This window comes from Anaeromyxobacter sp. Fw109-5 (genome assembly GCF_000017505.1).
GTDB lineage: Bacteria > Myxococcota > Myxococcia > Myxococcales > Anaeromyxobacteraceae > Anaeromyxobacter.
On record NC_009675.1, the window covers coordinates 4759990 to 4778695 of the forward strand.

General features: G+C 74.8%; 21 protein-coding genes. 7 read left to right on the forward strand and 14 right to left on the reverse strand.

Annotated features, from left to right (window positions below; translation table 11 throughout):
• Nucleotides 1-139: 139 nt before the first annotated feature.
• A complete protein-coding gene (locus ANAE109_RS20855) occupies nt 140-997 on the reverse strand; it encodes an NmrA/HSCARG family protein (RefSeq protein ID WP_041448580.1) in 858 nt (285 codons plus the stop codon).
• Nucleotides 998-1233: 236 nt separating this feature from the next.
• On the opposite strand from ANAE109_RS20855, the gene ANAE109_RS20860 reads away from it, so the two are divergent.
• Nucleotides 1234-1431, forward strand: coding sequence for a hypothetical protein (locus tag ANAE109_RS20860; RefSeq protein ID WP_012098882.1), 198 nt, complete (start codon nt 1234-1236; stop codon nt 1429-1431).
• A 102-nt stretch (nt 1432-1533) separates the two neighbouring features.
• Here ANAE109_RS20860 and ANAE109_RS20865 read toward each other — a convergent pair whose 3' ends face one another.
• The 4 genes from ANAE109_RS20865 to ANAE109_RS20880 form a co-directional block, all read right to left on the reverse strand.
• A complete protein-coding gene (locus tag ANAE109_RS20865) occupies nt 1534-1947 on the reverse strand; it encodes a universal stress protein (RefSeq protein ID WP_012098883.1) in 414 nt (137 codons plus the stop codon).
• 233 nt (nt 1948-2180) lie between these two features.
• Nucleotides 2181-2417: a hypothetical protein gene (locus ANAE109_RS20870; RefSeq protein ID WP_012098884.1), complete on the reverse strand. Its 237-nt coding sequence runs from the start codon at nt 2415-2417 to the stop codon at nt 2181-2183.
• 231 nt (nt 2418-2648) lie between these two features.
• Nucleotides 2649-3137, reverse strand: a complete 489-nt coding sequence (locus ANAE109_RS20875; RefSeq protein ID WP_012098885.1) for a universal stress protein — start codon at nt 3135-3137, stop codon at nt 2649-2651.
• 166 nt (nt 3138-3303) lie between these two features.
• Nucleotides 3304-3819, reverse strand: coding sequence for a superoxide dismutase family protein (locus ANAE109_RS20880; RefSeq protein WP_012098886.1), 516 nt, complete (start codon nt 3817-3819; stop codon nt 3304-3306).
• Between the two features lie 157 nt (nt 3820-3976).
• Between ANAE109_RS20880 and ANAE109_RS20885 the strand changes: the two genes are divergently transcribed.
• The 3 genes from ANAE109_RS20885 (at nt 3977) to bfr (ending at nt 5904) form a co-directional block, all read left to right on the forward strand.
• Complete coding sequence (locus ANAE109_RS20885; RefSeq protein WP_041448581.1) at nt 3977-4429, forward strand: MarR family winged helix-turn-helix transcriptional regulator; 453 nt, start codon at nt 3977-3979, stop codon at nt 4427-4429.
• 89 nt (nt 4430-4518) lie between these two features.
• A complete protein-coding gene (locus ANAE109_RS20890) occupies nt 4519-5265 on the forward strand; it encodes a hypothetical protein (RefSeq protein WP_012098888.1) in 747 nt (248 codons plus the stop codon).
• 162 nt (nt 5266-5427) lie between these two features.
• Nucleotides 5428-5904, forward strand: a complete 477-nt coding sequence (gene bfr / locus ANAE109_RS20895) for a bacterioferritin (RefSeq protein WP_012098889.1) — start codon at nt 5428-5430, stop codon at nt 5902-5904.
• A gap of 65 nt (nt 5905-5969) precedes the next feature.
• Here the strand turns inward: bfr and ANAE109_RS20900 are convergent, their stop codons facing one another.
• Nucleotides 5970-7295, reverse strand: coding sequence for a glycoside hydrolase family 3 N-terminal domain-containing protein (locus tag ANAE109_RS20900; protein WP_049768659.1), 1326 nt, complete (start codon nt 7293-7295; stop codon nt 5970-5972).
• A 57-nt stretch (nt 7296-7352) separates the two neighbouring features.
• Between ANAE109_RS20900 and ANAE109_RS20905 the strand changes: the two genes are divergently transcribed.
• Together ANAE109_RS20905 and ANAE109_RS20910 are read left to right on the forward strand one after the other, a co-directional pair.
• Nucleotides 7353-8093, forward strand: coding sequence for a sigma-70 family RNA polymerase sigma factor (locus tag ANAE109_RS20905; protein ID WP_041448582.1), 741 nt, complete (start codon nt 7353-7355; stop codon nt 8091-8093).
• Nucleotides 8094-8135: 42 nt separating this feature from the next.
• Nucleotides 8136-8609, forward strand: a complete 474-nt coding sequence (locus tag ANAE109_RS20910; RefSeq protein ID WP_012098893.1) for a type II TA system antitoxin MqsA family protein — start codon at nt 8136-8138, stop codon at nt 8607-8609.
• A gap of 30 nt (nt 8610-8639) precedes the next feature.
• Here the strand turns inward: ANAE109_RS20910 and ANAE109_RS20915 are convergent, their stop codons facing one another.
• On the reverse strand, nt 8640-8837 hold the full coding sequence (locus ANAE109_RS20915; RefSeq protein ID WP_041448583.1) for a hypothetical protein: 198 nt from the start codon (nt 8835-8837) through the stop codon (nt 8640-8642).
• A gap of 196 nt (nt 8838-9033) precedes the next feature.
• Here ANAE109_RS20915 and ANAE109_RS20920 point away from each other — a divergent pair, with 196 nt between their 5' ends.
• Nucleotides 9034-9243, forward strand: coding sequence for a hypothetical protein (locus ANAE109_RS20920; protein ID WP_041448584.1), 210 nt, complete (start codon nt 9034-9036; stop codon nt 9241-9243).
• A gap of 8 nt (nt 9244-9251) precedes the next feature.
• Here the strand turns inward: ANAE109_RS20920 and ANAE109_RS23785 are convergent, their stop codons facing one another.
• The 7 genes from ANAE109_RS23785 to hpnA are packed head-to-tail and all read right to left on the reverse strand — an operon-like array spanning nt 9252 to nt 18472.
• On the reverse strand, nt 9252-10748 hold the full coding sequence (locus ANAE109_RS23785) for a carotenoid biosynthesis protein (RefSeq protein WP_012098895.1): 1497 nt from the start codon (nt 10746-10748) through the stop codon (nt 9252-9254).
• 4 nt (nt 10749-10752) lie between these two features.
• A complete protein-coding gene (gene shc, locus ANAE109_RS20930) occupies nt 10753-12717 on the reverse strand; it encodes a squalene--hopene cyclase (protein ID WP_012098896.1) in 1965 nt (654 codons plus the stop codon).
• A complete protein-coding gene (locus ANAE109_RS20935) occupies nt 12714-13637 on the reverse strand; it encodes a phytoene/squalene synthase family protein (RefSeq protein WP_041448585.1) in 924 nt (307 codons plus the stop codon). The genes shc and ANAE109_RS20935 overlap by 4 nt, the downstream gene beginning before the upstream one ends.
• Nucleotides 13634-15349 carry an NAD(P)/FAD-dependent oxidoreductase gene (locus ANAE109_RS20940; RefSeq protein ID WP_012098898.1) on the reverse strand — a complete coding sequence of 572 codons (1716 nt, stop codon included), beginning with the start codon at nt 15347-15349 and terminating at the stop codon, nt 13634-13636. Before ANAE109_RS20940 ends, ANAE109_RS20935 begins: the two co-directional genes overlap by 4 nt.
• Complete coding sequence (gene fni, locus ANAE109_RS20945; protein WP_012098899.1) at nt 15346-16398, reverse strand: type 2 isopentenyl-diphosphate Delta-isomerase; 1053 nt, start codon at nt 16396-16398, stop codon at nt 15346-15348. Before fni ends, ANAE109_RS20940 begins: the two co-directional genes overlap by 4 nt.
• An 11-nt stretch (nt 16399-16409) precedes the next feature.
• Nucleotides 16410-17420 (reverse strand): adenosyl-hopene transferase HpnH, encoded by a 1011-nt coding sequence (gene hpnH / locus ANAE109_RS20950; RefSeq protein ID WP_012098900.1) that lies wholly within the window; start codon nt 17418-17420, stop codon nt 16410-16412.
• A complete protein-coding gene (gene hpnA / locus ANAE109_RS20955) occupies nt 17405-18472 on the reverse strand; it encodes a hopanoid-associated sugar epimerase (RefSeq protein ID WP_012098901.1) in 1068 nt (355 codons plus the stop codon). The genes hpnH and hpnA overlap by 16 nt, the downstream gene beginning before the upstream one ends.
• Nucleotides 18473-18706: the final 234 nt, after the last annotated feature.

The window sequence follows — 18706 nt, forward strand, 5'->3', positions numbered from 1 at the left end:
CGCGCGCTGCGAGCGTCAGCGGACGCGGCGGTCCCGGGCGTCGCCTTGCCAACGGGGAGGTCCGCGCGTGACGGTCGCTGCCGCTCGACCTCGGGACGTCGATCGACGGACGTTCCGGCGAGCGGACGGTGGCGAGGCCTCAGCGCCGCCGCTGGTGGCGGGCCCACTCCCGCAGCGTCATGGGCCGGATCCCCCAGCGCGGCTCGAGCGAGGGGATGTCTGCCGAGTAGCCCACGCGATCGAACCACTCCAGCATCGCCGCGAAGTCGGCGCTGTTCGCCCGCACGGCTTCGACAGGGATCTGCTGTACCGTGATCCCCCGGCCGACGATCTCGCTCACCGCCTCCGCCGCCTCCGGCATCGTCGCCGCGTCGCCCGCGAGATCGGTCTCCGTCCCGTTCCACTTCTCCGCCTCGGTGAACGCCTGCGCGGCGAAGCGGCCGATGTCGTCCGAGGCGATCATCTGCAGCTTCGTCGCGGGGCGCAGGGCGGTGACGAGCGCGTCGCCCTGCAGGAACCAGGGGGAGACGAGGTTCTCCATGAAGAAGACGGGACGCAGGATGACGTGCGAGGAGAACCCGAGCCCGCGCACGCGCTGCTCCACCCTCGCCTTGTTGTCGAAGTGCGGGATCCCGGTGCGGAGGTGCGCCGAGCCGACCGAGCTGTAGACGAAGTGCTGCACGCCCGCGTCGCGCGCGAGCTGCGCGAGCCGCTTGCCCTGCTCCTCCTCGCGCTCCACCCCGGCCTCCCACGTGTTCTGCACGGCGAACACGCCCCAGCAACCGGCGAGCGCGCGCTCGAGCGACGCCGGATCGTCGAGGTCGCCCTGGACCACCTCGGCGCCGAGGGCGGCGAGCGCCTTCGCCGCGTCGCCGCCCGGCTTGCGCGTCATCGCGCGGAGCCGGAAGGCGCCCTTCGGCGCGAGGTGACGGAGGGTGGCGCCCCCCTGCTTCCCGGTCGCACCCGTCACGAGGATGGTCCTGCGGTCGTCTGCCATGGGCTCCTCCGGGCGCCGTGCGCCGAGTGCCGCCCCCATGTCGGCATCTCCGCGGTCTCGCCAGGTATCTCGCGGGGAGTCGCCGCCCCGCGACGAGAGGTCCGGAGCGAGCGCCGGGCGTTCGGGCGCCGGCTCCGCGGGCTCCCCCCTTTTGCGGCGCCCACCTTGTGCGGGCGGCGGCGCCCTCCGCTGCACACCGTCCACTCAGCAGCGATCAGCGGACGAGGAGAGATCCCATGACGAACCCCGGGCAGCCGCAGGAAGCCACGTCCCAGCCGAACCGCGAGCGTCTCGAGGAGCTGCGACGCAAGCTCGACAGCTGTATCGACGACATCACCGGCTCCCGCGCGGACCGGGCCGCGGCGGCGAAGAAGGAGTTCGACGCCGCCTGGAAGGAGCTGAACCAGGAGGTGGGTGAACCGACGATCCACTGACGGCCGCGCAGCTGAGCGCGTCGGACGGCGAGCGCCGGTGGCGCCACGCCTGGACTGACCTGGCGTGTCGGCCGTCCAGGCGGGGCGGAGCGCTCCGCCTCGTCAGGCGGTCCAGCCCGGCCGCACGGTGAGGACGGGGCACGCCGCGTTGCGGACGACCCCCTCCGCGACGGAGCCGGTCAGCATGTGCTGGCGATCGACGCGGCCGTGCGTCCCCATCACGATGAGGTCGATCGCGCTCGCGGCCGCGAACTCCACGATGGCGACCTCCGGGGTCCCGGTCGCGCGAGCGACGGTGACGCTCGGGGCACCGAGCCGCTCGGCGCTCTCCTTCCACGAGTCGAGCCCTCCGCCCGAGTGGAGCTCCTCGGCGACCTTCGTGGCGCCGTCCGCGTAGAGGAGCACGAGCTCGGAGCCGAGCCTGCGGCACAGATCGGCGGCGACGCGCAGGCCGGCCTCCGCGGGCTCCGAGAAGTCCACCGGACAGCAGATCCTCCTCCACTCCATCGCAGCCATGAACGCCTCCGCGGTTCGCCTCCCCTAGCGTAAGGAAGCGCGCGGCCCGGCATCATGGCCGTCCGGGTCGCCGGCCTCGTGCAGTGCGCGGGCTTCCTCGCACGGGCCGACGGACGTCGGCGTTCGTCACCGCCAGGGAGCGGCGCCGCCCGTCGAACGGTCGACCGCTCGCCGCGCGCCGTCGATGATCCGCTCGGCTGGCCGAGGTGGAGCGGCTCGCGCCGCGCGGACGCTCAGGCGCGGTCCCGGATCTCCTTCGCGCCGGCGGTGTGCGCGCAATGCGCGCAGCAGAAGAACCTCCCGCCGGCCTCGACGCCGTGCCCGATCACGTGACAGCCGCAGTGCTCGCAGTGGGGCGCGAGCTTCTGGATGGCGCACTCGAAGCTGTCGAAGACGTGGTGCGCCCCGGCGGCCACCACCTCGAACGCCTTGTCGTACTGGTTCCCGCACACTTCGCAGTTCCCGGTCATGACCGTCCTCCCGTGCGCTCCGGCGGGCGCCGCCGTCGTCGCGAGGCGCCCACCGCAAGGTAGCGCAGGACCCGCGAGCGGGCCGCGCGGTCGCTGGACCGCGCCGCGGAGTTCGCGGGCGGCCCGCCGGCCCCCTCCTCCGGCGCGCTCCCGGGGCGCGCACGCACCTCGCGCGAAGGAGCGAGGCGATCCCACGGCCCGCACCAGCGCTGCGCGCGCGGGACCCGGTCGTCAGCGGTACTGCTCCACCTCCTCCCGCTCCCGGTCCTTCTCGAGCGAGCGCCGGTCGTGGACCACGAGCACCGGGCACTCCGCCTGCCGCACGATCCGCTCCGCCACCGAGCCCAGGACCATGCGCGAGAGGCCCGTCCGGCCGTGCGTCCCCACGACCAGCAAGTCGCAGCGCTCCTCGCGCGCGTGCCGCAGGACCTCGGCGGCGGGATCGCCCGAGAGCACCCGCGCCTGCGCGGGCCGGCCGGCGCGTCTTCCGGCGTCGGCGCGCCACTCCTCGAGCGCCTTCACCTGCTCCTCCGCTTCCACCTCGGTCGCGCCTCTCGACGAGACGAGCACGTCGCTGGCCGCCGGAGGAGGCGGCACGCGGACGTGCACGAGCGCCAGATCCGCCTCGAACCGCTTCGCCAGGTCGGCGCCTTCCTCCATCGCCGCGCGGGACGGCTCCGCGAAGTCGATCGCGCAGCAGATCCTCTTCCACGCGCTCATGCGCGCCTCCTCTCACGGAGATCGTATGCGTCGCTGCGGGTGTTCGCGGAGGAACGCGGGGCGCTCCGAATGGCCGTACCCTCGGGAGGGTCTCGCGCCCGTCGCCGCGCGGACGCGGCACCCCACCCGCTCGTCAGGCGCCCCGCTCCGCAGGCCCAGGCCGGCGCTACTTCCGCTCGATGACGCCGCAGGCGATCCGTGCGCCGGAGGCGCCGGCGGGATCCGTCCTCTCGTCGTCCGGGTCGGCGTGGACGACGAGGGCGGTACCCTCCGCGCCGAACAGCGATCCCTCGCCCTCGCCCAGGGTGGCGCCCTTCGCGATGAAGGTCGCCCTGGCCTCGCCGCCCTTCCCGACCTCGAGGTTGGGCAGGTCGCCGGCGTGGAGACCCTCCGGGTTGCGGAGTCCGTGCTTCTTGCCGAACGGGTTGAAGTGACCGCCGGCGGACTTGAAGTCCGGCGGCTCGCACTTCCCCACCGCGTGGACGTGGATCCCGTGCTTGCCAGGCGTGAGCCCCGCCACCACGACGTCGACCTTCACCCCGCCTTCGCCGCTCGTGAACGTGGCGGTGCCGACCTCCTTGCCGCCGGCGTCCTTCAGGATCGCCCGTCCCGACGCGCCGCCGCCGAGGGCGAGGAGCGGCGCGGCGAGCAGCAGGGCCAGGGAGAGGAATCGGGTGGTCATGGGGCCTCCTCCGGGCGGAGCCGCCCTGGGCGTCGCGCCTGGCCATAGGGCCGCGGCCCGGCCGCCGCAAGCGGACGGCGGGGCGCGCGGTCGTCCCGCGGCGCGAGACCGAGCGCGAGCGGTTGCGGCGCCGACGATGGTTGCCTATACAACCGACATGACCCCACCGCGCCCGCGCGCCTGCGAGGAGATCGCGTCCGAGTGCCTGGCGAGCCGCGCCCGGCTGCTCGACCGCCGCCTCGCCGCGATCTACGAGCGCGCCCTGCGCCCGCTCGGGCTCCGGCGCACCCAGCTCACGCTGCTCGTGGCGATCGCGCGCGCCGGTGAGCGGGCCTCGCCGACCGTCGTCGGCCAGGCGCTCCTGCTCGAGAAGTCCTCGGTCAGCCGGGAGCTGGGCCGGCTCGAGGCGCTGGGCTGGGTGCGCGTCGCGCCCTCCCCCGACGGACGCTCGCAGCGCCTGTCGCTCACTGCGCCCGGCGAGCGGATCCTGGAGGAGGCGCTGCCGCGCTGGCGCAAGGCGCAGCGGGAGGCGCGCGCGCTGCTGGGAGATCGGGGCGCGGAGGCGCTCGCCGCGGTGGCCACCCGCATTCACCCCCGCTTCGCGGGCTGAGGAGGTCTAACGCCCCGGGGGAGGCGCGCGCCCCGGGCCGGCGTCCGCCGTCGCGCGCATGGTTGTAGGTACAACCGGAGGAGGTCCGCATGGCTTCGCCCGTTCCGTGGTTCGTGTGGCCGATCGTCCTCGCAGTGAACCTGGCGCTCGTCGCCTCCTCGTTCGTGGCGCTCCGCCGTCACGGCGCAGGGAGGGGCGCCACGGTCACGGCCTCCCTGCTCGCCGCCTGGTTCGCCCTCGCCGTGGGGCTCTCCGCGGCGGGGCTGTTCGCGGGCGCGCCGGACCGGCTGCCGGGGATCGGCCTCGGCGTCTTCCCTCCGCTGCTCGCCGGAGCGCTCGCGCTCGCCCTCTCGCCTTCGCTGCGCGCCCGGGCGCTCGCCGTCCCCCAGGCCTGGCTCGTCGGCGTCCAGTCGCTCCGCCTCGTCGGCGTCGTGTTCCTCGTGCTGCTCGCGCGCGGCGTGCTCCCGAGCGCGTTCGCGCTCTCCGCGGGCTGGGGAGACGTCGCGGTCGGGTCGGCGGCCCCGGTGGTCGCCCTGGCGCTCGCCGCCCGCAAGCGCTGGGCGCCGGGCGCCGCGCTGGCGTGGAACGTCCTCGGGCTCGTGGATCTGGCGGCGGCGATCGCGCTCGGCGCGCTGTCGGCGGACGGCCCCCTCCGCCTCTTCTCCGGCGGGCCGACCACGAACGCCATGGCGGAGCTCCCGCTGTCGCTCATCCCCACCTTCGGGGTGCCGATCTTCGTGCTCCTCCACGTCGTGTCGCTCCTCGGGCTACGCGCGCGCGCGAAGGGCCGCGGCGAGCCTGCTCGCGCCGGGCCTGCGCCCGCGCTCGCGCGCTGACGGAGCGCTCGACCGCCCCTCTCAGCGTGGAGCCCCGCCGGCCCGGCCCCCGGGGCTTCACGGCGAGACCAGATGGGTGCCAGCCTGCTTTCGGCACCGGACCGATCCGGCGCACGATCTAGGAGTTCCGAACGCGCGCCTCGGTCCGCGCTCGGAGGAAGCATGCACGGCGATCCGAAGGTCCTCGGGCTCCTCAACGAGCTCCTCTCCAGCGAGCTCACCGCGGTGCACCAGTACCTGCTGCACGCGCGCATGTGCCAGAACTGGGGCTACGAGCGGCTGTTCCAGAAGATCCACGAGGAGTCGCGCGACGAGCTGAACCACGCGGACGAGCTGATCGAGCGGATCCTCTACCTCGACGGCACCCCCGACGTTCAGAAGCTCGCGAAGGTGGCGGCGGGCGCGAGCGTGCACGAGCAGCTGAAGCTGGATCACGCGCTCGAGAAGGGCGTCCGCGACGCCCTGAACCGCGGCATCGAGCTGTGCCGGAAGGCCGGAGACAACGGCTCCGCCGAGCTGCTCGAGCACCTCCTGGAGGAGACCGAGGGGCACCACCACTGGCTCGAGAAGCAGCTCACCGCCATCGAGCAGATCGGGGTCCAGAACTACCTGTCCGAGCAGCTCAAGGGACAGGGCTGACCCAAGGAGCCGCTGGCGACGTCGCGCCGGACGCCGCCGTGAGTCCTCGGCCGAGGCGCCGCTCGCTACGACGACTCGCCGAGCGGCGCGTGGTCGCGCGCGGTGGAGCGACGCGCAGTTGGCGGCGCCTTGCCTTCGCCTTCGGTCCGCGCCACGCCCGGAGCGGCCGCGTCCTCGAGCAGCCCCGCCCGCTCCTTGGCGCGCAGGATACGGAGCACGCTCTCGTCGACGCGCTGCTCCAGCGCGGGCCGCCGCCGCACCAGCTCGACGACGACCTTCCGCACGTCGGGCATCCCCCGCCAGCCGGGCGGCGCGGTCGTGAGGAGGAGGTCGTTTCCGGCGAGGAACGCGCGCCGGACGACCTCGGCCGCGTCGCCGCCGACCGCCTCCCTCAGCGCCGGCACCGCCAGGTCGTCGGTGACGGCCAGCCAGCCGCTCAGGTGCGCCGAGGCGACGAGCTGCGGCGAGAAGATGGCGGGGACCGAGCCGTACGAGGTGTAGCCCACGTTCGCGAGCATGACGCCCTCGAGCGCGTCGCCCGCCGCGACGAACGCCGCCGCCTCGCGCGCGATGTCCTGGCGCGTCCGCCGCGCGATGACGAGCGCGAGGTCCGAGTTCCGGCGCGCCGTGCCGTAGCCGGGGAAGTGCTTGCCGATGGGCAGCACCCCCGCGCTGCGCAGCCCGCGGGCGTACGCCCGCCCCAGGCGCGCGACGTGGTCCGGCTCGCCGCCGAGAGAGCGGCCCGTCCTCGACATGAGCCCGTCGGGCGAGACGTCCAGCACCGGCCCCAGGCTGCAGTTGATCCCGAGCGCGAGCATGTCGAGCCCCGCGCGCGTCCCCCACGCCTCCGCCGCCCACTCGCCCTCGCCGCCGAGCCGCCGCGGCGGGGGGAGCGCCGCGAGCGTGCGAACGAAGCGGAGCCGGTTCACCCCACCCCCCTCCACGTCCACCGCCACGAGGAGCGGCACGCGCGCGCGCCGCTGCAGCTCCGCCACGAGCCGGCGCGTCCGTTCCGCGGAGCCGAGCGCCTTGCCGTGGAGGATGACGCCCCCGAGCTCGACCCGCCTGCCCGGGGCGGGCGCGGAGGTCATCACCATCTGCGCCACCTTCTCCGGCAGCGTCATGGCGCGGAGCAGCTCGAGGGCGCGCTCGCGCGCCGCCGGAGCGCCGGCGGCCAGCTCGCCCCGCGCGGCCGGGGCGCACGAGATCTCGCGCGTGGTCGCGGCCACGGCCCGCGAGGCGAGGAGCGCGGCCGCCACGGCGAGCGTGAGGCGCAGCGAGGGCGGGCAGTGGCGGGACGGGTGGCGCAGGGCGCCGCGAACCGTACCGCGTCCGACGGCCGCCCGCTCGCCGGTGCGCCGAGCGAGCGAACATGCGGTCGGCGCGCTCACATGGGGATTTTCGGCCCCACTTGAAATTTCTTCAAACCACATGTGTTCCAGTGAGCGATGAAGATGAAGACCCTCAAGAGCATGAACCAGGAGATGGAGTCGCTCGCGCCTTACCTGGAGGCGGCGCGCGGCCGGAAGCCCCTCACCCGCGAGGCAGAGCGGGCGCTCGCCCTCCGCGCCCGGCGGGGCGACGCGCGGGCGAAGGACGAGCTCGTGCGCCACAACCTGGCGCTCGTCGTGATGGTGGCGCGCAAGCAGTCGCGGGGCGCGCTCCGGCTGGAGGAGCTCGTGCAGGAGGGGATGCTCGGCCTCCTGCGCGCGATCGAGAAGTTCGACCCGAACGCCGGGACGCGGTTCTCCACGTACGCGGTGTGGTGGATCCGCGCCTACGTGTGGAAGTACCTCAAGCAGGCGCGCTCGTCCGTCCGTCCGCGCAGCGGCGCCGTCGCGGCGGCCGACCTCTCGCTCGACACCGCGGTGGACGAGGAGGGCGACGTCTCCTTCCTCGATCGGCTCGAGGACGAGGGCGCGAGCCCGCTGGAGCGCTACGAGCGCGTCGAGAGCGGCGAGCGGCTGAGGGCCTCGCTCGAGAAGGTGCGCAAGCGGATCGGGGACCTCGGCTGGGACATCGTCCACACGCGGCTCCAGCAGGATCCGCCCGACACCCTCGAGCAGATCGGCCAGCGGTGGGGCGTGTCGCGAGAGCGGGTCCGCCAGGTGGAGCTGCAGACGAAGCGCTTCCTGCTCGGCTACCTCGGCCCGGAGCTGGAGGCGGAGCTGGAGCGCGAGGCGGCGTAGCGACGATCCCGAGCGCCGCGCGCCGCGCGGCACGAGGTGCCCATGGGCGAAGACGCGCCAAGATGCTCCCGCTGCGGGGACACCACGCTCCGCGACGAGACGGAGACGCTCTCGGTGAAGCTCCCCCGCTCCGACGTCACCGCCTCGGTCGCGGTGCCCGCCCGCCGCTGCCCGGCCTGCGGCGAGGTGCACCTGGACGGCACGCTCGCGCAGCGCTTCCAGCTCGCCGCCTGCAGCGAGCTCGCCGACGCCGGGGTCGACACCGGCGAGGCGCTGCGCCACATGCGCAAGGTGCTCGGCCTGCGGGCCGCGGAGCTCGCGCGCCTGCTGGACGTGACGCCGGAGACCATCTCGCACTGGGAGACGGGCAAGGCGCGCCCCAACCGCGCGGCGTTCGTGGCGGTCTGCGCGATGGCCGACGACGCCCTCCACGGCAGGACCACGACCCGCGATCGGCTGGAGCTGCTGGCGAAGGGACGGGTCTACCCGCGGGCGCTCGTGGTGAAGCTGCGATAGGCCGGGGCCTCCCGCGGCGGGGCGGCGCGCTCAGGGACGTCCGGTCCGCGCCGGCAGGAAGGCGCGCCCGGGCTTCTCGCGGCGCTTCTCGCGCCTGCGATCGGCGCTCGCGGCGAAGGGCGGCACGGTGCGCCCGCTCCGGAAGAGCGCGACGAGCACGGCGACGATCGCGACGAGCGACGCGAGGACCAGCCAGAACAGCACCCTGATCTCGGGGCTCGTTTCCATACGATCGTCTCGTATCGCGCCCGGGGCGCGCGCGCGTGACGACGGCGCGACGAGTTGGCGACGGACTCCCGCGCTGCTCCGAGCACCCGGCCGGGCGAGCGCCCGCGCACCGTCCGAGGGCGGAGTCGCGCGGAGTTCACACAGCCATTGCCGTGCCGTCGCGCGGCCGAGTCGGCCGCCGTGCAAGCTCACCGGAATGAACGCCCAGCACACGATCTACTGTGGAAACAGGCACCGCCGCCGCGACGGCGTCCCCATCGCCCACGCGTGCCGGATCCTCGCCCCCGAGTTCCTCGAGGCCGAGCGCCGCGAGGAGTACGGCCTCGCGGCCAGCGTGCTCGAGAAGATGGACGTCGTCCTCCACGGCGGCGTGCCGGACGCCGACGGGCACGGAGCGGGCCGCTGACCGCAGGCTCACGACGGGCGCGCGGCGCGACGCGGCCCCTCCTCGCGCGCCGCCGCGCTCGACGCGGCGAGCAGCCCCTCCGCGCGCCAGGCGACGCGCAGCGCGCGACACCACCCGACGGACGCCCGCACGAAGCGCGCCGTGTGGACGGGGCGGCGCGCCGCCTCCGCCATCGCCCGCAGGCCGTGACGGGCCCGCGAGAGGCCGCGCGCGGCGAACGCCGCCGCGAGGCTCCGCGCCAGCGGCGGGAGCGGCGCGGCCGGCGTGTCGGTGACGAGGCGCAGCACCGTGAACGGCACGCCCGCCTCCACGGCGGCGCGCGCGAGGGCCGCCGACTCCATGTCGGCGGCGCCCGACGAGAGCTCGAGGGCCGGGAGCACACCCTGCGCCGACACCACCTCGACCGGCCGGGCGGCGGGCGCGAGCCGGAGCAGCCCCGGCGGAAGCTCGAGCGCCGCCATCCGCCCGCCCTCGAGGGTGTGCAGCGCCCGCGCCGTGACGAGGGCGCCGATCGCGAGGTCGGGCGAGAGCGCCCCCGCGAACCCCGACGAGATGACGAGGCGGGGCCTCGGCGCCCGCGCGAGGCGGACCCGGAGCGCGGAGCCGGCGCGCGCCGGCCCGACCCCGGTGCGCAGCACCTCGACCCCGAGGGCCCCCGAGTCGGCGATGCCGCGGCGGCAGGCCAGGGCCTCCGCTCGCGTGGCGGCGCAGACCACCACGCGCCCTGCCGAGCCTGGCGCGCGCAGCCGGAGCGCGCTCGCGCCCAGCGTGACGGCGATGACGGCCGCGCTCGCGGCGGCGAGGGGCAGGTCGCGGATCCAGATCGTGACGGCGAGGTTGAAGCCGAAGATGCCGGCGTACACGCCGAGGACGCCCCAGGCCAGGCGCGGGTGCACCCTGCGGAGCGGGCCGCGGCACCACGGCACGTGCGCGAGGCAGCGCTGGAACACCCACGCGCTCGCCGCGCCGACGAGGAACCAGCCCGCGAAGTTCGCCGCCGTCACGCCGAAGTAGAAGCCGCGCGTGGGGTACTCGTAGATGCGCCCGAGGAACCACTCGTCGCCCTGCAGCGCCACGGGATCGATGACCACGTCGAGCAGGGTCATGAGGAGGCCGGCGAGGAGCGGCGCCGCCGGCCGCCGCAGCCCGGGCCAGCTCCCCCGGGCGCGCTCCTCCGCCGGCGAGAGGAGCGCCGCCGCCAGCGCGAGCGAGAACCAGGCGAGGAACACGAACGACAGCGAGTCGAAGAACGGCACGTTCGAGATCCAGAGCTCGCGCGTGCGCGTCGCGTCGAAGTAGCGGTACGCGCCGAACGGGAAGCCGTTGCGCGTCGAGCTGTACTCCGCGCCGAAGGCGAGGAGCCACGTCGCGGCCGCGAAGGTCAGCGTCCGGCGGCCGCCGAGCTGGTACCAGGCGAACGCGAGGAAGCAGGCGAGGAACGCGTAGACGTACGGACGGTGGACCACGCTCCCCCAGAGCAGCGCCGCGATCTCCGCGAGCCCCATCGCCTCATCCCCGGCCCTGCGCGCAGAAGCGCCCGAGCGCCATGAGGGGGAAGTAGTGCCGGTACAGGTGGTAGCGGAGGTAGAAGTGGCGCGGGAAGCCCGTCCCGGTGAACGCCTCCTCCTCCCACGAGCCCTGCGCCTCGCCGTCGGCGAGCTGGCGCTCCACGAGCCACGCGATCCCTCGCCGCACCGCCGCGTCGTCCGCGGCTCGGTACGCGAGCAGGCCCATCACGCCCCAGGCGGTCTGCGACGCGGTCGAGGGGCCGCGCCCCATCGCGGCGCGGTCCGCGTAGGACTCGAGCCCCTCGCCGAAGCCGCCGTCCGCGTTCTGCACCGAGTCGAGCCAGCCGAGCGCGCGCGCGACCATCGGGTCGGACGCCGGCACGCGCTGGCGCGCGAGGCCGTTCAGCACGTTCGAGGTCCCGTAGACGTAGTTCACCCCCCAGCGGCCGTACCAGCTCCCCTCCGGCTCCTGCGCGCGGCGCAGGTAGGCCACCCCGCGCCGGCAAGCGGCGCGCAGGTGCGGCGCGTCCAGCATCCCGAACGCCTCGAGGACCCGTCCCGTGACGTCGGGGCTCGAGGGATCGCAGAGCGAGTCCATGTCCGAGAACGGGATCTCGTTCAGGAAGAGGCGGTCGTTGTTCACGTCGAACGCGGCCCAGCCGCCGTCCCGGTTCTGCATGCTCGCGACCCAGGCCGCCGCGCGCCGCACCGTCTCGCCGGCGCGCGAGGCCGGGTCGTGCTTCAGGAGCCCCACGATCACCGCGGCCGTGTCGTCGACGTCCGGGTACCAGCTGTTCGCGTACTCGAAGGCCCACCCGCCCGGCTCGCCGCGCGGGTCGTAGACCTTCCAGTCGCCCCAGTCGTTCGTGAGCTGCATGCCCTCGATCCATCGGCGCGCGGCCACGAGCCGCGGGTCGGTGGGGCTCTCGCCGGAGTCGAGCAGCCCGATGAGCGCGAGGATCGTGTCCCAGACCGGCGACTGGCACGCCTCGATGCGGAAGCCCTCCCGGTCCGACACCGCGAAGCGCTCGATGGCCTCCAGGCCGCGGCGGACCGGGGCCGCGTCGAGCCCGTGGCCGGCCACGTGGAGCGCGAGCACGCCGTTCAGCATGGGCGGGAAGATCCCCGCCCAGTCGCCGCTCGCCTCCTGCCGCGCGAGGATCCACTCCTCGCAGGCGCGCAGCGCCTCGGTCCGGAGCCGGCCCAGGGGCGGGAGGTGGCGCAGGCGGTCGTGCACGCGGAGCCAGGCGTCGGCCGCGTTGAAGAAGGCCTTCCAGCCCGGCCCGTGCCGGCGCACGGTCTCCATCACCGACGTGCGGTAGGGGACCCGCTTGTCGCCGGGCCCGAGCCAGAGGTGATCCAGCCAGTCGCTCCCCGCGCCGCCGGGGAGCGCGAACACCGGGCGGTGGTGGAACAGCACGAACAGCGGCACCATCGTGGAGCGCGCCCAGCTCGCCAGCCGGTACACGTTCACGGGCGCCCAGCGCGGCAGGAAGATCAGCTCCGCCGGCACCGTGGGCACCGCCTCCCAGGGGAAGAGGCCGAACAGCGCGAGGTTGATGCGCGTGAACACCCGCACGCGGGCGAGGCCCCCCGCGCCGCGGATGAAGCGCTCCGCCGCCCGCAGCCGCTCGTCCTCCCGGTCCAGCCCGAGGAGCCGCAGCGCGAGGTAGGCCTCGGCGGTGGTGGAGACGTCGCCGGGCAGGGTCGAGGCGATGCCGAAGCTCCCGTCGGCCTTCTGGCGGGAGCACAGGTAGCGGACGAGCGCGTCGCGCCGTTCCTCCAGGTCCAGCCCCAGGGCCTGCCGGAGCAGCACGTACTCCGCCGTGACGGTGACGTTCGACTCGAGCTCCGCGCGCCAGTGATCGCGCTGCTGCGTGCGGTACAGGTACTGCGAGGCGGCCGCGGCGGCGCGGCCCGCGTCCTCGGCGAGGGCGTCCCCCGCGACGCGGACCTCGCCGCTCATTGCGCGTGACCGTTGGTGGCGGCGAGCGACGCGCGCCACAGGGCGCCCGGGACGAGCGCGAGCTTCTCGCTCGCGGAGAGGCTGGCCCGCCGGCGGAAGACGTCGTAGCGGTTGGCGCGGATCTTCTCGAGGATGGCGGAGTACGCGTCGACGGCGAACTGGAACGCCAGGCGCCCGCGCCCGTCGGCGAGGAGCGGGATGAGGGCCAGCCCCCGCTCGTAGAGGCCGCGCGCGCGCGCGATCTCGAAGTCCATGAGCGCCTTGAACCGGCCGTCCACGCGCCGCGCCGCGAGGTGCCCGTCGGCGAGGCCGAACAGCGCGAGGTCCTCCTCGGGCAGGTACACGCGCCCGAGGTTGAGATCCTCCCCCACGTCGCGGAGGATGTTCGTGAGCTGCATGGCCGTGCCGAGCGTCTTCGCGTGCTCGAGCGCCTCGGTGCCCTCCCGGTAGCCGGCGACCGGCGTGATCATGAGGCCGACGGTCCCGGCCACGCGATAGCAGTACAGCTCCAGGTCGGCGAAGGTGCGGTAGCGCGCCCCCTCGAGGTCCATGAGCAGGCCGGCGACGAGGTCGTCGAAGGGCTCGAGGGGGATGGCGTGACGGCGCACCGTCTCGCCCAGCGCGACGAAGCGCGGCTGGGCGCTCTCCCCCCGCACCGCCCGGCGCAGCTCCGCCTGCATCCGGGCGAGCTTCGCGCGGATGTCGTCCGGCGTGTCGCCGGGCGCCGGGACGTCCACCGCGTCGTCGGCGACGCGCGCGAACCCGTACAGCGCGGCGATGTCGTTCCCGCGCTCGGGGCCGAGCAGCTTCGCCATCATGTGGAACGTCTTCCCGTGCACGCGCAGGATCTCCCAGCACTCCGCGAGCCCGGTGTGGACGAGCTGGGCGGCCGAGGGCTGCTCCGACGCCGGCATGGTCATGGTCTGCACGTGATCCCCCCTTCGAGATGGATGTCCGGGCCCGGCGCGGCGCGAGCGCGGCCGCGGCGCCGGGCGAGCCGCTCGTGGGCGCGGAGCGCCGCGATCTTCCCGGAGAGCGCGGCGGTGGGCACCGCACCGGGCCAGACGGTGAAGTGGCCGGCGGCGTGGAAGTTCGCGAGCGGCGTCTCGACGTGCGCGAGCGGGCTCGTGAAAGGGAAGCTGCGGAGGTTCAGCTCGAAGCCGCACGAGCCGCCGAACGCGTTTCGCGTGAAGCGCACCGTGGAGGGCGGCGCGCCCACGTCGAGGTGGACGACGCGCGCGGTGACGCCGGGGACGAGCCCCTCGAGCTTCTCGAGCAGCTCCCCGGCCACCCGCCGCTTGAGGGCGCGGTACGCCGCGGGCCGGGGCGGCGGCCGCGCCGGCTCGCTGGCCGGGTCGCCGCCGAGCCCGGTGCGCCAGCCGTCCTGCCAGTCGTGGCGGGTGAACGCCTGCACGACGAGGGCGGAGCGGCCCTCCGGCGCGAGCGACGGGTCGGCGAGGCCGTGCGCGGTCACCTCGAGGAAGGCGTTCTGGTGAGCGGCGGGGTCGGCGGGGTCGACCTCGGTGCGGCAGTCGAACGAGGGGAAGTAGAAGACGTGCGCGGTGCGCAGCCGCTCCCGCAGCGCCTCGGGGGCGAGGTCGAGGCCCAGGTAGACCGAGACGAGCGCGTCGGAGTGGCGCGCCTCGTCGAGCCGCGCGACCGCGCCCGCCGGGAAGCGCTCGCTCCCGATGAGGCGGTGGACCGCGTGGCGGTAGTCCCCCGTGTAGACGACCTCCTCCGCCGCGAAGCGCTCGCCCTTCGCGGTGCGGACCGCCACCGCGCGGCCCCCCGAGACGTCGAGGGCGGTGACCGTGCGCCGGAACAGGAAGCGGGCGCCGCGCTCCTCCAGGCGCGCCACCCAGCGCTCGAAGAACGCCTGCAGCCCGCCCTCCGGGTACCAGTAGTCGTTCGCCCACAGGTGCCAGAAGGCGGAGGCGACGAAGACGTTCATGCGGGTGTAGCCGCAGCGCGAGAGCAGGTCGCGCAGCCCGGAGGGCGGGAGCTCGCGCCCGTACCACGCGGCGGCGTCGTCGAGGAGCAGGGTGCGGAGGTCGCGCAGCCGGCGGAGGAGCGCCGCGGGCGAGCGCACCTCCTCGCGCTCGAAGGCCCCGAGCGCCCAGCGCGTGACGCTCTTCCCGTTCCCGTCGCGCACGTACGGCACGCGGGAGGGGTCGAACAGCCGCTCGACGAGCGCGGAGGTCCGCTCGTGGAAGTCGAACACCCGCCCGAGCGGGACGGCGCTCTCCGGGAATCCCCGCTGCAGCGCCTCGCGGACGGCGCCGAGCGAGGTCACGTCCACGTCCACCCCCGGCATGACGAGGCGGTAGCGGGCGCGGCGGAAGCGCGCCAGGTCCGCGAGCCCGTACTGCGCGAGCAGCGGGAAGACGATGCCCATGTCCTCGAACGACTGGCAGCCCACGTCGAAGTAGAAGCCGCGGCGGCGGATGCCCCCCATGAGCCCGCCGGGCTGGTGATCGTGCTCGAGCACGAGGACGCGGTGTCCGCGCTGGCACAGCTCGGACGCGGCCACGAGCCCGGCGATCCCCGCCCCGACCACGATCGCGTCGAAGCGGCCCTCCGCCGCCTCGCGCGCGTCCCGGCGCGAGCGCGCCCTGGCCTCGGGCTCGGTCATGTCCGGGGCGCCGCCGTGAGATCGCGAGCGTGGGAGAGCGGGCGGGCGCGCAGCTCGGAGACGCGCGCGCAGCCGGTGAGGAACATGGCGAGCCGCAGCTCCTGGACGAGCCGATCGAGCTCCTCGGCCGCCGCCTCCCAGGACTGCTCCGCGGCCTTCAGCAGCGGCAGCGCGAGCGCCACCGCGTCCGCCCCGAGCGCGAGCGCCTTGGCGATCTCGATCCCGTTGCGGATCCCGCCGGACGCGACGACCACCCGATCCGGGAGCGCCTGCCGGCAGGCGGCGATGCTCTCCACCGTCGGGATCCCCCAGCGCGCGAAGGCCTCGCCGAGGCTCTTCCGCGCCGGATCGGCCGCGCGCAGGCTCTCGACCTTGGCCCAGGAGGTGCCGCCGAGCCCGCCGGTCTCCACCCCCGCCACGGGCAGCGCCGCGATCTTCCGCGCGGTGGTGCGGGAGATCCCCGCGCCGATCTCCTTCAGCAGCACGGGCACGCCGAGCTCCGGGATCACGGCGGCCAGCTTCGGCAGGAGCGCCGCGAAGCGCGTGTCCCCCTCGGGCTGGATCGCCTCCTGCAGCGGGTTCAGGTGGAAGTTGAACGCGTCGGCGCCGACGTCCCGCACCAGCGCCCGCAGCTCCGCCACGCCCACGCCGTAGTTGAGCTGCACCGCGCCCAGGTTTCCGAAGAGGAGCCGGAGCTCCGGCGCGGCGGCGCGCACCGCGTAGCTGTCGCGGCTGGCCGGATCCTGGAGCATGCGCCGCTGCGACCCGAGCGCGAACGCGACGCCGCAGCGCTCCGCGGCGCGCGCGAGGCGCCGGTTCATCTCGCCCGCCCGCGCCGTCCCTCCCGTCATCGCGCCGACCACGATGGGCGCCGCGAGCTTCTTCCCGAGGAGCTCCGTCTCGGTCCGCACCGCCGCGAGGTCCACCTCGGGCAGCGCGTCGTGATCGAAGCGCAGGGCGCCGAACCCGGTCGCGTCGCCGCCCGGGAGCTCGACCTGCTCCTCGAGGCACAGGGCGAGGTGACTGTCCTTCCGCTCGGCGATGGACATCCCGGATCTCCTCAGCCCATGAGCGACCGCACGGAGCGGACGACGTTCCCCAGGGTCGCCATCGAGTCCTGGACGGCGGAGGGCTCGTAGCCCGAGTGCACCATGCAGTCCGCGCAGCGCGGGTGGCGCCCGGCCCCGTACCGCTCCCACGCGGTGGTCTCCATGAGCTCCGCGAACGTCTTCGCGTAGCCGCCCTCGGAGAACAGGTAGCAGGGGCGCTGCCAGCCGAAGACGCTGTAGTTCGGGCTCCCCCACGGCGTGCACTGGTAGTCGCGGAGGCCGGAGAGGAAGTCGAGGTAGAACGGTGAGTGATTGAAGCGCCAGCCGCGCTCGCGCGCGGGCGCGAGCACGCGGCGGAAGAGCGCGCGCGTCTCGTCCCGTCGCAGGAAGTGGTCCTGGTCCGGCGCCCGCTCGTAGCCGTAGCCGGGGGAGACGGTCATCCCCTCCACCCCGAGCGCCATCACCTCGTCGAAGAACCGGTGCACCTCCTCGGGATCCTGGCCGACGAAGAGGGTCGAGTTGGTGGTGACGCGGAAGCCGCGCGCCCGCGCCGCGCGGATCGCGGCCACCGCGGTCCGGTGGACGCCCGCGCGCTGCACCGACGCGTCGTGGCGCTCCTCGACGCCGTCGAGGTGCACGTTGAAGGTCAGCCGCTCGTGAGGCTCGAACTGCGGGAGCTTCTTCTCGAGCAGGATCGCGTTCGTGCACAGGTAGACGAACCGGCCGCGCTCGACGAGGCCGCGCGCGACGCGGGCGATCTCCGGGTGGAGCAGCGGCTCGCCGCCGGCGATGCTCACGACCGGCGCGCCGCACTCGTCGGACGCCGCCCAGCACTGCTCGGGCGAGAGCGAGCTCCGCAGCACCGACTCGGGGTGCTGGATCTTCCCGCAGCCGGCGCACTCGAGGTTGCAGCGGAAGAGCGGCTCGAGCATCAGCACGAGCGGGTAGCGCGTCCGCCCGCGCAGCCGCTGGGACACGATGTAACGGCCGACCGCGACCGCCTGCTTCAGCGGGATGCCCATGCCGTCCTCCCCTGCCCCGCCCCCGCGAGATAGCCCCGCTCGGCGAACCACGCGATCGCGTCCTCGAAGGCCCGGCGGACCGGCGTCTGCGGCAGCCCGAGCTCGCGCACCGCCTTGCCGGCGTCGAAGAACATGCGGCGCCGCGACATGCGCACCGCCTCCAGCGCCACCGTGGGCGGCCGGTGCGTGAGGCGGGAGAGCGCGGTGTCGAGCGCTCCCACCGCGAGCGCGGCCGCGTACGGGAGCCGCAGGCGCGGCGCCGGACGGCCCAGGATCGCCCCCGCCTCGGCGAGGATCTCCGCGAGCGTCATGTTCCGGTGGCCGAGGATGTAGCGCTCGCCGACGCGGCCGCGCGCCGCGGCGAGCAGGTGCCCCTCCGCCACGTCGCGCGCGTGGACCACGTTCAGGCCCGTGTCCACGAAGGCGGGGAGCTTCCCGAGCGCGAAGTCCAGGAGGATGCGCCCGGTCGGCGTCGGCTTCACGTCCCAGGCGCCGACCGGCGCGGACGGGTTCACCACCACGACGGGGAGGCCGCGCGCGACGTAGGAGAGGGCCGCCCGCTCCGCCTCGAGCTTCGAGCGCTTGTAGTGGCTCGTGAGCTGCCCCGCCACGAGCGGCGTGTGCTCGTCGCAGGGCGCGGGCGCCGCCGCGAGACCGATGGTGCCGACCGTGGAGGTGTAGACCACCCGCTCGACGCCTTCGGCGAGGCACGCCTCCATGACGTGCACCGTGCCCTCGACGTTCGACGCGTAGAGCTCGCGCGGATCGCGCGCCCAGAAGCGGTAGTCCGCGGCGACGTGGAACACCCGCCGGCAGCCGCGCACCGCGCGGCGCACCGCCTCCGCGTCGCGGAGGTCTCCCTCGACGAGCTCGATCGGGAGCCCGTCCACGTTCGTGCGCGGGGAGAACGCCCGGACGAGCGCGCGCACCTCCACGCCCCGCTCGAGCAGGAGCCGCGCCACGTTCGCCCCGAGGAAACCGGTCGCGCCGGTGACGAGCACTCTTCCGCTCGCCCCCGGCGCCGAGCCGCTGTCGTCGAGAGATCCCGTCATTGGCGCATCGCGGCGCGAGTGATCATCGCCTCACCGTGAACCTCCGCCCCGCCGCGAGGCGTGTACGATCCATCCCGACCGCCTTCGGTGCAATGGAGCCGGGGTCGCCCGGATGCGGTCGCGCGAAGGTGTGCGACGAAAAGTGTGCTCCCGGATCAGGGGAGTCGCCCGTGTCATGTTGCCCGGGAACCCACGTGGGAGCGCGGGCGCAACGCGCTCCTGATCAGGGGCCTG

Excerpts from the sequence above, each read along its gene's own strand:
- ANAE109_RS20855 (WP_041448580.1), bottom strand. The coding sequence starts at position 997 with ATGGCAGACGACCGCAGGACCATCCTCGTGACGGGTGCGACCGGGAAG.
- ANAE109_RS20860 (WP_012098882.1), top strand. The coding sequence starts at position 1,234 with ATGACGAACCCCGGGCAGCCGCAGGAAGCCACGTCCCAGCCGAACCGC.
- ANAE109_RS20865 (WP_012098883.1), bottom strand. The coding sequence starts at position 1,947 with ATGGCTGCGATGGAGTGGAGGAGGATCTGCTGTCCGGTGGACTTCTCG.
- ANAE109_RS20870 (WP_012098884.1), bottom strand. The coding sequence starts at position 2,417 with ATGACCGGGAACTGCGAAGTGTGCGGGAACCAGTACGACAAGGCGTTC.
- ANAE109_RS20875 (WP_012098885.1), bottom strand. The coding sequence starts at position 3,137 with ATGAGCGCGTGGAAGAGGATCTGCTGCGCGATCGACTTCGCGGAGCCG.
- ANAE109_RS20880 (WP_012098886.1), bottom strand. The coding sequence starts at position 3,819 with ATGACCACCCGATTCCTCTCCCTGGCCCTGCTGCTCGCCGCGCCGCTC.
- ANAE109_RS20885 (WP_041448581.1), top strand. The coding sequence starts at position 3,977 with ATGACCCCACCGCGCCCGCGCGCCTGCGAGGAGATCGCGTCCGAGTGC.
- ANAE109_RS20890 (WP_012098888.1), top strand. The coding sequence starts at position 4,519 with ATGGCTTCGCCCGTTCCGTGGTTCGTGTGGCCGATCGTCCTCGCAGTG.
- bfr (WP_012098889.1), top strand. The coding sequence starts at position 5,428 with ATGCACGGCGATCCGAAGGTCCTCGGGCTCCTCAACGAGCTCCTCTCC.
- ANAE109_RS20905 (WP_041448582.1), top strand. The coding sequence starts at position 7,353 with ATGAAGATGAAGACCCTCAAGAGCATGAACCAGGAGATGGAGTCGCTC.
- ANAE109_RS20910 (WP_012098893.1), top strand. The coding sequence starts at position 8,136 with ATGGGCGAAGACGCGCCAAGATGCTCCCGCTGCGGGGACACCACGCTC.
- ANAE109_RS20915 (WP_041448583.1), bottom strand. The coding sequence starts at position 8,837 with ATGGAAACGAGCCCCGAGATCAGGGTGCTGTTCTGGCTGGTCCTCGCG.
- ANAE109_RS20920 (WP_041448584.1), top strand. The coding sequence starts at position 9,034 with ATGAACGCCCAGCACACGATCTACTGTGGAAACAGGCACCGCCGCCGC.
- ANAE109_RS23785 (WP_012098895.1), bottom strand. The coding sequence starts at position 10,748 with ATGGGGCTCGCGGAGATCGCGGCGCTGCTCTGGGGGAGCGTGGTCCAC.
- shc (WP_012098896.1), bottom strand. The coding sequence starts at position 12,717 with ATGAGCGGCGAGGTCCGCGTCGCGGGGGACGCCCTCGCCGAGGACGCG.
- ANAE109_RS20935 (WP_041448585.1), bottom strand. The coding sequence starts at position 13,637 with ATGACCATGCCGGCGTCGGAGCAGCCCTCGGCCGCCCAGCTCGTCCAC.
- ANAE109_RS20940 (WP_012098898.1), bottom strand. The coding sequence starts at position 15,349 with ATGACCGAGCCCGAGGCCAGGGCGCGCTCGCGCCGGGACGCGCGCGAG.
- fni (WP_012098899.1), bottom strand. The coding sequence starts at position 16,398 with ATGTCCATCGCCGAGCGGAAGGACAGTCACCTCGCCCTGTGCCTCGAG.
- hpnH (WP_012098900.1), bottom strand. The coding sequence starts at position 17,420 with ATGGGCATCCCGCTGAAGCAGGCGGTCGCGGTCGGCCGTTACATCGTG.
- hpnA (WP_012098901.1), bottom strand. The coding sequence starts at position 18,472 with ATGACGGGATCTCTCGACGACAGCGGCTCGGCGCCGGGGGCGAGCGGA.